This is a genomic window from Nocardiopsis sp. CNS-639 (genome assembly GCF_000381685.1).
In the GTDB taxonomy this organism is placed as follows: domain Bacteria; phylum Actinomycetota; class Actinomycetes; order Streptosporangiales; family Streptosporangiaceae; genus Nocardiopsis; species Nocardiopsis dassonvillei.
In genome coordinates this window covers 68,896-80,171 of record NZ_KB906876.1, presented here as the reverse complement: position 1 = coordinate 80,171, position 11,276 = coordinate 68,896, and the positions used below count along the sequence as shown (strand labels likewise).

The window sequence follows — 11,276 nt, the reverse complement described above, 5'->3', positions numbered from 1 at the left end:
GCGAGGACGTGGTGGACTGGGAGGGCAAGTTCCGCACCCCCCTGCAGGGCTTCACCTCCACCCCCCGCCCCCTGGACGGGGTGCCCCCCTTCGTCTGGCACGGCTCCATCCGCAGCCCCGAGATCGCCGAGCAGGCCGCCTTCTACGGTGACGGCTTCTTCCACAACAACATCTTCTGGCCCGCCACGCACACCAAGAAGCTCATCTCGCTCTACCGCCGCCGCTTCGAGCACTACGGCCACGGCAAGGCCGAACAGGCCATCGTCGGCCTGGGCGGACAGGTGTTCATGCGCAAGAACTCCCAGGACGCGGTGAGGGAGTTCCGCCCCTACTTCGACCACCACCCCCTGATGGGCGGCGGACCGTCGCTGGAGGAGTACATGGACCAGACTCCGCTGACCGTCGGCAGCCCCCAGCAGGTCATCGACAGGACCCTCGCCTTCCGTGACAGCTTCGGCCACTACCAGCGCCAGCTGTTCAACGTCGACGGCGTCGGGACACCCCTGAAGACGGTCCTGGAGCAGATCGACATCCTCGGCGAGGAGGTCGTGCCGGTGCTGCGCAAGGAGTTCGCCGCCGGGCGGCCCGCGCACGTGCCCGACGCGCCCACCCACGCCTCACTGCTCTCCGCCCGCGACGCCGCGAACACCTCCGCGACAGCGACGGGCTGAGGCGCGACGACCGATCCCCACGGCGGGTTCCCGTTCCGGTCACGACGAGAACCCGCCGCCGTGCCCGCCCCCGGGCGCCCCGGACCGGCGTCCACCCCCCCCCGGTCCGGGGCGCCACCGTGTCCGCCACCGACCGAGCCGAACACCGTCCCCACCAGAGAGGCCTTCCGTGAGAGAGCCGCGAACAGACAGAACCGGCGCCGTCGTCCACGTCGCGCTGGACGAGGCACGCGCCGTCAGCGCCTACACCGTGAGTCTGGAGGACGGCACCCCCGCCGGGCGCGCGGACTTCGTCGACCCGCCCCAGGCACCCGGCGAGCGCGTCTTCTTCCACACCGAGGTCGCACCGGAGTTCGGCGGCCGGGGTCTGGCCGGCCTGCTGGTCGGTGAGGCGCTGGCCGACAGCGTGCGCAGGAACCTCACCGTCGTCCCCGTGTGCCCGCTCTTCGCCAAGCACCTGCGGGAGCACGGCGACGAGTACACGGCCCGGGGCGGACGGTTCCGTCGGCCGAGGCCGGCCGACCTCGCCCTGGTCAAGGAGACCGTCGAGGGGGGCGGCGCGTGAGAGCGGAGCGCCCCTACATCGACAAGGAGCACCCCGAGGTCTACGGGGCGATGCTCAAGGCGGCGGCAGCCTCCAGAACCGCGGCGCGGGAGGCGGGCCTGGGCGACGACACCATCGAACTGGTCAACATCCGGGTGTCCCAGATCAACGGGTGTCCGACCTGCCTGAGCGTCCACCTCCCCAAGGCGCGCAAGGCGGGGGTGAAGCAGGGCGCCCTGGACGTGCTGCCGGCCTGGCGCGAGGCCGGGCTGTTCACCGACGAGCAGAGGGCCGCGCTCGAACTGGCGGAGTCGTTGACGGTGCTCGATCCGACCGTCGACCGGCAGGCCGTCAACGCTCGCGCGGCGGCCCATCTGACCACCGCCCAGATCTCCGCGGTGGAGTGGACGACCACGCTCATCAACGCGTTCAACCGGATCTCGATCGCCAGCGGCCACCCGGTGCTCAGGCAGTAGGGAGGAGGCCGTCCGCACCGGCGGGAGAACGGCGGACCCGTGGCCGGCCGCAGGCGCGGCCACGGGTCCGGTCCGGGCGGGTCAGGGCCGTACGACGTCGAAGGCGGGGTCAGGCGCCTCCAGCACGTCGAGCAGCGCCCGGAGTACCCGGAGGTCGCCCTCGTACTCGAGCTCCTCCCACCCGCGGCCCGTCATGACGGCGACCAGCTGTCCCCTGGTCGTGGTGAGCGTCAGCTGGGCCCGCGGGTCGGGGTCGGGGTCGCGAAAGTGCACGAGCACGCCGTTGGCCAGGCGCAGGTGCCACAGGGCGTCGTCGTTGTCGAGGCACAGGTCGATGCGCAGGTCGAGTTCCCGGGCCGCGGGCCCGTCGACCCGCACGGCGAGGGAGTCGAGCAGCTGCCCGACGTCGAGGGCCGCCAGCAGCCGGGAGCCGCCGGAGCGGCGCGCGGTCCTGGGGCCGTGGAGGAGTTCCCCGGCTCCGGTGAGGTAGTAGTTGCGCCATGTCGCGTTCTCACAGCCGTGGCCGAGCGCGGTGTAGACGTCGGCCAGCCGCTGCCGCACCCCGCTGTGGTGGGGCTCGGCGAAGACCGCGTGGTTGAGCAGGGTGGCCGCGAAGCGCAGGTCGCCCTCCTCGACGAGGGCGTCCGCGTGCGCGAGCGCCCGGTCGACACCGCCGAGCAGGCCGATCCACCGCCTGGCCTCCTCGACCGGCGGGTGTTCCCACAGGTGGGCGGGGTTGCCGTCGAACCAGCCGAGGTAGCGCTGGTAGACGCCCTTGACGTTGTGGCTCAGCGACCCGTAGTAGCCGCGGTTGGCCCACTGCCGGTCCAGGGCGGGCGGCAGCGTCAGCTCCTCCGCGATCTCGCGGGGGGTGAGGCCCCGGTTGATCAGGCGCACCGTCTGGTCGTGCAGGTAGGCGTAGAGGTCGCGCTGCCCGGTCAGGAACCCCTCGATCCGGTCGGCGCCCCAGGTGGGCCAGTGGTGGGTGGCGAAGGCGACGTCGGAGCGGCCGCCGAAGAGCTGGAGGGCTTCGGTGAGGTAGCGCGCCCACTGCCGGGCGTCGCGGACCTGGGCGCCCCTCAGCGTGATGATGTTGTGCATCGTGTGCACGGCGTTCTCGGCCAGGCACAGCGCCCGCCGAGCGGGGAAGTACATGTTCATCTCGGCCGGCGCCTCCGTCCCCGGCGTGAGCTGGAACTCGATCTCCACGCCGTCGACCACGCGGACCTGGCCGGTCCGGGTGATCGACTCGGTGGGCTCGACCAGTCCGATCGTGCCGGTGGCCAGGCGCTGCCCCAGGCCGCAGCCCAGGTGCCCCGTGGCGGAGGCTTCGAGCGCGGTGCCGTACATGAAACCCGACCGCCGGGCCATCGCCGGACCGGCGTAGACGTTCTCGGAGACCGCGTGCTCCATGAAGCCCTCGGGCGCGAGCACGGGGACGTCGTCGGCCGCGTCCGCGAGGACGGCGCCCGCACCGCCGAAGTGGTCGGCGTGCGGATGGGTGAGGACCACGCCCGTGACCGGCCGGTCGCCCCGGTGGGACCGGTAGAGTGCCAGCGCCGCGGCGGCGGTCTCGGTCGAGGTCAGCGTGTCGATCACGATGACGCCGGAGTCGCCCTCGACCAGGGTCATGTTGGCCAGGTCGAGCCCGCGGACCTGGTAGATCCCCTCGGTGACCTCGAACAGGCCGTGTCTGGCCGCGAGCCGGCTCTGCCGCCACAGGCTCGGGTTCGCCGTCGCGGGCGCCGGTGCGTCCAGGAAGGCGTAGGCGTCGGCGTCGTACACGACGCGTCCGGCGGCGTCGGTGACGCGTGCGGGCTCCAGAGTCCCCAGGAAGCCGCGTTCGGCGTCGCGCGTGTCCTGCCCGTCCTCGGCGGGAAGGTTCGGCTCCGGTGGCTTCGCGTCGGTCATGCCGGGGCCCCCTCGGCTCTGACGAGTTCGCGGATGATGCCGTTGCGCTGGATCTCCGACGCGCCGGTCAGCACGCGGAACATGCGCAGCTGCCGCCAGATCACGTCCACCGGGGCGCCGCGCACCATCCCGGCCTTGCCGTGGATCTGCATCGCCTGGTCCGCGATGGCGAACGCGCGCTCGGCCACGAACAGCTTGCACATGAAGGACTCCACCCGGGGCCGCTCCCCCGCGTCGAGCGCGGCGAGGGCGTCGTAGGTCATCGAACGGGCGGCGTAGAAGTCCGTGGCCATGTCGGCGAGCTTGTGCTGGATCGCCTGCTTCTCGATGAGGAGTCCGCCGGACACCTGGCGTGTGGAGGCGAAGTCCAGGGCCAGGCGGATGGCCCGCCGGGCCGCGCCGAGCGCGGTGGGGCAGTGGAGCAGCCGGTTCGTCGTGACCCGGCCGAGGGCGATGCGCAGGCCCTGCCCCTCCTCGCCGAGCAGGTTCTCCGAGGGGACGAAACAGTCCTGGAGGACGACGTCGCTCTCGATGTTCTGGCCCGACAGGGGCGTCCTGCCGGGTGTGACGCGACAGCCCGGGGAGTCCAGGTCGACGAAGAACGCGCAGTACCGGTCGTCGGAGGAGTCCAGGCGGGCGACCAGGATCGAGAAGTCCGCGAAGGTGCCGCCGGTGCTGAACACCTTGTGCCCGGTGACGCGGTAGCCGCCGGCGACCGGGGTCGCGGTCGTGCGCATACGGCGCACGTCGGAGCCCGCGTCGTCCTCGGTCATGGAGAAGCAGCACGCGCGCTCGGCCCTGACGACCGGGAGCAGGTACTTCTCCGTCTGGTACTCGGTGGCGTGCTCGAAGATCGCGCCGATCCGCAGCGGTCCGCCCATGTCGCCGAGCACGCTCGTGGCCAGCACGCGGCCGGAGGCGCCCACCTCCTCCTTGAGCGCCGCCAGTTCCGTGTGGGACAGTCCCTGCCCGCCGAGGTGCTCGGGCAGGTGGACGCCGTAGAAGCCGAGTTCGCGGCTGCGCCGCCACACCGGTTCCAGCATGGACCGTCGCAGCTCGGCCTCGGGGGTCAGGCCGAGTTCCTCCTCGTAGTCGGCGAGCTCTCCGGACAGGTAGTCCCGGAGCCCGGTGACCAGCGCGTCGAGGCGCGGATTGTCGTGGTGGCCCGGTCGCAGCATGAAGGTCACGGCCCGCTCACCCCACCTTTCGTTCGGTGCCCGCCCACTCGCGCTGGCGAAGGGCGCGGCGGTCGATCTTGCCGTTGCGGTTGCGCGGGAGCTGCTGGACGAACTCGACGACGCGCGGGAGCTTGACCCGGGACAGCCGGGTCGCGCAGAACTCGCGCAGTTCCTCCCCGCTGGCCTCGGCGCCGGGTTGGAGCGCCACGAACGCCTTGACGGTCTCCCCCCACCGTTCGTCCGGGGCGCCCACCACGCACACCTCGAAGACGGCGGGGTGTTCGTAGAGGGCGGCCTCCACCTCGGTGCAGTAGACGTTGTAGCCGCCGGAGATGATCATGTCCTTCTGGCGGTCCACGATGAACAGGTAGCCGTCCGGGCGCTGGAAGCCGAGGTCGCCGGTGTACACCCAGCCGTCGCGGAAGGTCTCGGCCGTGGCCTCCGCGGCGTGGAAGTACTCCCGCACGCAGTCGGGCCCCCGCGCCACGATCTGGCCCACCTCGCCCGCGGGCAGCGGTTCTCCCCCGTCATCGACCACACGGACCTCCGTGTCGAAGACCGGACGCCCGCAGGAGAGCAGCAGCTCGGGGTCGGACTCGATCCCCCGTACCACGTCCTCCGAGGTGAGGAAGGTGATGGCGCTCGTGGTCTCCCCCTGCCCGTAGCCCTGGTTGACCACGGGTCCGAACAGCTCGACGGCGCCGCGCAGGCGCGCGGGGCTCACCGGCGCGCCGCCGACCGTGACGCTGCGCAGCCGGGACAGGTCCCGGCGCCCCGCGGTCGGTGAGGCCAGCACCAGGTTGAGCATCACCGGCACCAGGAAGGTGTGGGTGACGCCCTCGCGTTCGAGGGCGTCGAGGTAGGCCTCGGCGTCGAAGGACGGGAGCACCACGACCGTGGCGCCGCGGAAGAAGCAGCCGAGGATGCCCATGCCGCTGGCGTGGGTGATGGGGCCGGGTGCGAGGTAGACCGAGTCCGGTCCGACCGAGCCCTGGGGGTTCATCGCCAGCTTGCGCATGTTGGACAGGCGGTTCTCGACCGTCTGGACGGCCGCCTTGAGGGTGCCGGTGGAACCGGAGGTGAAGTTCAGCACCGCCGGAGCGTGGGGGTCGAGGTCCACGGCCACCGGGGCGGGTTCGCCCTCGGCGAGGAGGGCGGTGTAGGTCAGGGGCGCGTCGGCCCCGTCGTCGAAGGCGACGACGAGGCAGTCGAGCGCGCGCCCGTCGACGATCTCGCGCACCGCGCCGAGGTTGGCCCCGTCGACGAGGACCAGCCGCACCCGCGCGTCCAGGAGGACGTGTTCGACCTCGGCCGCCGCCAGTCGGGCGCTGATCGGCACGCGCAGGCACCCCGCCTTGCAGACGGCCATCTCGGCGACGACCAGTTCGCCGCGGTTGCCGGCGAGGGTGGCGACGGCGGTGCCGGGGCCGTAGCCGCGCGCGAGCAGGGCGGAGGCGAGCCGGTTGGCCTCCTGTTCGAGATCACGGTAGCTCCAGCGCCGGTCCCCGGACACCAGGGCCTGCGCCTCCGGCCAGTAGGACGCGCTTCGGGTGAGGTAGCCACCAAGGTTCACGGACCCTCCAGAGACGACGAGCGAACGCGAAGATACTAGACATACTGTCCAGGATCTGTCCAGGGGTACGAACGTTGCTAGAAAGGCCTCATGACAAACGAGGATCGACGCACCCTGCGCACGCGGGCCGCACTGCGGGCGGCGTTCGTCGCCCAGGTGCTCGAACACGGATACGCCGGGGTCAGGGTGGAGCACATCGCCGCGGCGGCCGACACCGGGAGGGCGACGTTCTACACGCACTTCCGCGACAAGGAGGCCCTCTACGACCACGTGGTCGAGGTCGTCCTGGCCGAGCTGCGGGAGCGGATGACCCCGGCGGACTGGGAGGGCGTCGGGTTCACCGGGCGGCCGGTGGCCGAGCTCTTCCGCCACGCGGCCGAGCAACCCGACGTCTACCGGCTGATCCTGCGGGGCGAGGGCGACGGCCGCGGCCTGCGGGCCCTGGTCGAGGCGTGGACCACGGCGGCCCACGACATCTTCGCCGAGCGGGCGCGGACCCAGCGGATCAGCCCGCGGGTGGACCTGCGCGTCATCGCGCGGGCCTGGGTCGGGGAGCAGGTCTCGGTGCTCCTGTGGTGGCTGGAGCTGCCCGCGCCGCGCCCCGGGGCGGAACAGGTGGTGGAGACGCTGGTCGAGCTGTCCCGGCGCGGACGCTACTGGGCGACGGGTTTCGACTCGGTTCCCACGTAGGGGTTGTGTGGCGCGGGTCACTGCCCTTATGTTCTGGACGCACAGAACGTTATCGGACGTTCTGTCCAGGAATGAGAGAAGGGTCGGTGCCGTGCCGTCGTACCGCAGACTGCTCCACGAGTACCCCACCGGAGCCCGGCGCCGGCTCCTGCTCGCCGTCGTCGTCCTGGCGTTGTTCATCTCGGCCTTCGAAGGACAGCTCGCACCGGTCCTGCCCCTGCTACTGGCCGACCTCGGGCTGTCCTTGGAGGTCTACGGGCTGATCACCGCCGTGTCGCTGCTGTTCGGCGCCGTGTCCGGCTACCTGGGCGGCGAGTTGGTCGACCGGATCGGCCGCGTCCGCGTACTGGTGCCGTTCATGTTCCTGTCCGCGGCGGCGTGCCTGTTCATGGCGCTGTCGCAGACGGTCGTCCACTTCACCGCCGCGCGTATCCTGCTCGCCTTCGTCGAGGGTGTGGCGATGGCCGGCACCCAGCCCCTGATCCGGGACTTCACGCCGCGGATGGGACGGGCCCAGGCGTTCGCGTTCTGGAGCTGGGGCCCCGTCGGAGCCAACTTCTTCGCGGCGGCCGTCGCCGCGCTGACGCTCGACCTGTTCGACAACTCCTGGCGCGCGCAGATCTTCGTGATGTCCGGCCTGGCCTTCGTGGGCGCGACGGTCGTCGCCCTCACCCTGCGCGACCTGGCTCCGAACCTGCGGCGCACCATCCGCCTCACCGAGCATGCGACCCGCGGGAGCGGAGCGGCCCCCGCCGGGCAGCGGCTGCGGCTGCTCCTGCGCCGCCGTGTCGTCTGGGCGCACGTGGCCGCGATGTCGCTGCTCTACGTCCTGCTCGCCACCATGAACGCCTACGGCCAGACCATGCTGGTCGACCACTTCGCCGTCGCGGTGCGCACGGCGTCCGCGATCGTGATGTCGTTCTGGGTCAGCAACCTGGCGGCCAGCCTGGTCTTCGCCCGGCTCTCCGACAGGGCGCAGAACCGCAAGCCGTTCCTGGTCTTCGGGGCGTTGGCTGCGACGCTGCTGCTCGGGGCGCTCGTCGTCACGATGGGCGCGGGGGCGTCCGCCTCACTGCCGCTGGTCGTCGTGCTGCTGACCGGCGTCGGCCTCTCGCTCGGCGCCGTCCTCGGCCCGTGGATGGCCAGCTTCTCGGAGTACACCGAGGAGGTCCACCCGGACGCCCAGGGGGTGGCCTTCGGCCTCAACCACTTCGTGAGCCGGTTGTTCATCCTCGCCGCGGTGCTGTTCGCGCCGCAGGTGGTCGCGGTGGGCGACTGGCGGGTGTGGATGACGGTCACCCTGGTGACGACAGCGGCCTTCGCGGTCGTCGTCACCCAGGTCCAGGGCCGCCTGCGGCGCGCGCCCGGTTCCGCGTCGGCGGAGGAGGCCGGTGCGGCCGTCGCCGCGACCGGGGCGCCCGAGGACTCCCGGAGTTCCTGAGGGCTCCCGGAACTCCTGAGGACTCCCGAAGTTCCTGGGACCCCGGAGCACCTGGAGGCTCCCGGAACACCCGGGGCCGGATCGCCCGGGCCCGGGACTCCCCGCGGAGGGACCCGGCGGGGTGTGCGCGGCGTCCCGCGGCGCCCTCCCTTCGGACCACACGGCGCCGGAGTCCGCAGAACGGACCCCCTCCCGGACCCCGGCCGCCGCGCACACCCCTGTTCTCCCCGTGTTCATGTCCTCACCCTCCGGTGTGTACCACCGTTGGAAAGAGCACCCGTCGTGGAGGATGTGCACGGCCCGCACACCGGGCGCGTCACCCACCGCCCAGACGAGCCCTCACGCGAAGGGGTGCCCCCGTGAACCTGTCCCGCCCAAGACCCCCTGGCCCCGTCCGCTCGGCGGCCCTCCCCGTCATCGCCGTGCTCGTCGCGCCCATGGTCCTGGCCGCGCCGTCGTCGCGGGTGACGGCCGACGTCGCCGCGCCGGCGGGCGGGATCGCCGGGGCCGTGGAGGAGCGGATCGCCGCCGGGGTGGACCTCGCCTCCGGTCCCGTCCCCGGCACCGGGGGCGGGGGCGGCGGGGAGCAGTTCGCCAGCCTCCTCACCGTCGACCTCACCGAGGGTGTCGGGGTCGAGTACGTCGACGGGGGCGGCCTCACCTCCCCCGCGACGGTCGCGGACATGGTCGCCACCGCCGAGCCCCCGGAGGGGTCCACCGTGGTCGCCGCGGTCAACGGCGGCTACTTCGACATCGGCGCGACCCAGGCCCCCCTGGGCGCCGGGATGAGCGACGGGCGCCTGCTCACCTCGCCCGACCCGGGGTTCGCCAACGCCGTGGTCATCGACGCCGGGGGCAGGGGCAGCGTGCGCCAGGTGGCCTTCGAAGGGACCGCGTCCCTGCCGTCGGGGGACCTCGACATCGACGCCCTCAACACCTCCGCCGTCCCCGCGGACGGCCTCGGTCTGTACACGTCGGACTGGGGCGGCCACCCCCGCGCACACGTGGTGTACGAACCCGGGACCAGCCCCGGGGACACGGCCGTCGCCGAGGCCGTGATCTCCGAGGGCGCCGTCGAGCGGGTCAGCGACACCCCCGGCAGCGGCCCGATCGAGGAGGACGAACAGGTCCTGGTGGCGCGCGGCTCCGCGGCGGAGCGGATCGCCGACCTGACCGAGGGCGACCCGGTCGAGGTGGAACACACCCTCACGGCCGAGGGCGCCGAACCCCGCGTCGTCGTGGGCGGACGGCACGTGCTGGTGCGCGACGGCGAACCCGTCCCCGTCGAGGACGTCTCCCGCGCGCCGCGTACCGCGATCGGGTTCTCCGAGGACGGCGAGGTCATGCACGTGGTGACCGCGGACGGGCGCAACCGTAGCCACGCCGGATCCACGCTCGCGGAGGTCGCCGAACTGCTCGCCGCGTCCGGGGCCGAGCAGGCCCTGGAGCTGGACGGCGGCGGGTCCTCGACCCTGCTCGTGCGCGAACCCGGGGGCGTCTCCCCGGTGCTGCGCAACCGTGCCGGGGACCAGCTCCGGGAGGTCCCCGACGGCCTGATGATCACGGCGCCCGAGGGCTCGGCCCAGGCCTCGGGCCTGTGGCTGCGGCCCGCGCTGGAGCCCCGGCCCGCACACGGCTCCCCCGTGCCGCCCCAGGCCGACCCCCGCCGCGTGTTCACCGGTATGCACCGCACCCTGGCCGCCACCGGGCACGACGAGGCCTTCGGTCCGTCCGGGCCCGGCGCGCCCCGCTCCCCCGACGACCGCACCGGTGAACTGGAGCTGTCCGCGCCCAGCGGGCACGGCGACGGCCCCCGGTTCGTGGCGGGAGACCCCGGACCGGTGACCGTCACCGGGCGGGCGGGTGCGCTCCGCGACACCGTCGACCTGGAGGTGCTGCCCGCCCCGGACACGCTCCTCGCCGCGCCCCAGCGCCTGGGTATGGCCTCCACCGAGGACACCGCCTCCTTCGTGCTCACCGGGGCCACCGGGGACGGGCGGCGGGCGCCCGTCGAACCCGTGGACGCCCGGGTCGAGGCCGTCCCCGACCTGGTCGAGGTCGGGGACCGGGGCGACGGCGGCTTCGAGGTGCGGCCGCGCGCCGGGGAGGGCACGGCCACCGGAGAGGGGTCGGGGACTGGGGAGGGAACGAAGCCCGGAGAGGGGTCGGGCGTCCTCACGGTGACCGCGGGCGGGGTGAGCACACGGATACCGTTCTCCATCGGTACGCGGACGACTCCCCTGGCGGACTTCGAGGACGCGCGGGAGTGGACGGCGCGGTCCGCGCGCGGCGGGGCCGAGGTGCGCCCCGTGGCCGGACGCGACGGCCCCGGCCTGGCCCTGGCCTACGACTTCACCCGCGACATCCGCACCCGGACCGCCTCCGCCCACCCGCCCGAGCCGCTCGCCCTGGACCGCCAGGCCTTCGCGTTCACGGTGGGCGTACGCGGCGACGGCAGCGGCGCCCGCCTCATGCTCAGCCTCACCGACGCGCACGGTGTCGGCCACTCCCTGGAGGGCCCCGCCGTGGACTGGGAGGGCTGGCGCGACGTGCGCCTGGAGGTGCCCGAGGACGTCGGGCACCCGGTCACGGTCTCGCGGGTGTACCTGTTGGAGGAGGACCCGAGTCGGGCCTACGCCGGTGAGGTGGTGCTGGACGGCCTCACCGCCCGGACCACGACGGGGCCCTGACCCGCCGGGCGGCGGCACGGCGGCGGCACGGACCCCGCCGGGCCCGGGCTTCCACCGACTGGTCCCGAACGCCGCCCGGCACTCCGCTGGTACGTGGTACGA

9 protein-coding genes are annotated in these 11,276 nt (G+C 73.1%); 6 read left to right on the top strand and 3 right to left on the bottom strand.

Annotated features, from left to right (window positions below):
• From G011_RS30260 to G011_RS0125445, 3 genes are all read left to right on the top strand, one after another.
• A partial coding sequence (locus tag G011_RS30260; RefSeq protein ID WP_019610935.1) for an LLM class flavin-dependent oxidoreductase occupies positions 1-671 on the top strand: 671 nt, incomplete at its 5' end.
• 169 nt (positions 672-840) lie between these two features.
• Entirely contained in the window at positions 841-1,236 is a 396-nt protein-coding gene (locus G011_RS0125450; protein WP_019610934.1) for a GNAT family N-acetyltransferase, read from the top strand.
• On the top strand, positions 1,233-1,691 hold the full coding sequence (locus G011_RS0125445) for a carboxymuconolactone decarboxylase family protein (RefSeq protein WP_019610933.1): 459 nt from the start codon (positions 1,233-1,235) through the stop codon (positions 1,689-1,691). The genes G011_RS0125450 and G011_RS0125445 overlap by 4 nt, the downstream gene beginning before the upstream one ends.
• 81 nt (positions 1,692-1,772) lie before the next feature.
• Here the strand turns inward: G011_RS0125445 and G011_RS0125440 are convergent, their stop codons facing one another.
• The 3 genes from G011_RS0125440 to G011_RS0125430 are packed head-to-tail and all read right to left on the bottom strand — an operon-like array spanning position 1,773 to position 6,353.
• On the bottom strand, positions 1,773-3,602 hold the full coding sequence (locus G011_RS0125440; protein ID WP_019610932.1) for an alkyl/aryl-sulfatase: 1,830 nt from the start codon (positions 3,600-3,602) through the stop codon (positions 1,773-1,775).
• Positions 3,599-4,780, bottom strand: a complete 1,182-nt coding sequence (locus G011_RS0125435; protein ID WP_231391593.1) for an acyl-CoA dehydrogenase family protein — start codon at positions 4,778-4,780, stop codon at positions 3,599-3,601. The genes G011_RS0125440 and G011_RS0125435 overlap by 4 nt, the downstream gene beginning before the upstream one ends.
• A 16-nt stretch (positions 4,781-4,796) precedes the next feature.
• Positions 4,797-6,353: a class I adenylate-forming enzyme family protein gene (locus tag G011_RS0125430; protein WP_019610930.1), complete on the bottom strand. Its 1,557-nt coding sequence runs from the start codon at positions 6,351-6,353 to the stop codon at positions 4,797-4,799.
• 90 nt (positions 6,354-6,443) lie between these two features.
• Here G011_RS0125430 and G011_RS0125425 point away from each other — a divergent pair, with 90 nt between their 5' ends.
• From G011_RS0125425 to G011_RS0125415, 3 genes are all read left to right on the top strand, one after another.
• Entirely contained in the window at positions 6,444-7,043 is a 600-nt protein-coding gene (locus G011_RS0125425) for a TetR/AcrR family transcriptional regulator (protein ID WP_013152143.1), read from the top strand.
• Positions 7,044-7,134: 91 nt separating this feature from the next.
• Complete coding sequence (locus G011_RS0125420; RefSeq protein ID WP_019610929.1) at positions 7,135-8,484, top strand: MFS transporter; 1,350 nt, start codon at positions 7,135-7,137, stop codon at positions 8,482-8,484.
• Positions 8,485-8,843: 359 nt separating this feature from the next.
• Positions 8,844-11,174, top strand: coding sequence for a phosphodiester glycosidase family protein (locus tag G011_RS0125415; RefSeq protein WP_036553094.1), 2,331 nt, complete (start codon positions 8,844-8,846; stop codon positions 11,172-11,174).
• The last annotated feature ends 102 nt before the right edge of the window (positions 11,175-11,276 follow it).

What these genes read in the sequence shown, in the direction of transcription:
- G011_RS0125440 (WP_019610932.1), bottom strand. Translation starts at nt 3,602, where the DNA reads ATGACCGACGCGAAGCCACCGGAGCCGAACCTTCCCGCCGAGGACGGG.
- G011_RS0125435 (WP_231391593.1), bottom strand. Translation starts at nt 4,780, where the DNA reads ATGCTGCGACCGGGCCACCACGACAATCCGCGCCTCGACGCGCTGGTC.
- G011_RS0125425 (WP_013152143.1), top strand. Translation starts at nt 6,444, where the DNA reads ATGACAAACGAGGATCGACGCACCCTGCGCACGCGGGCCGCACTGCGG.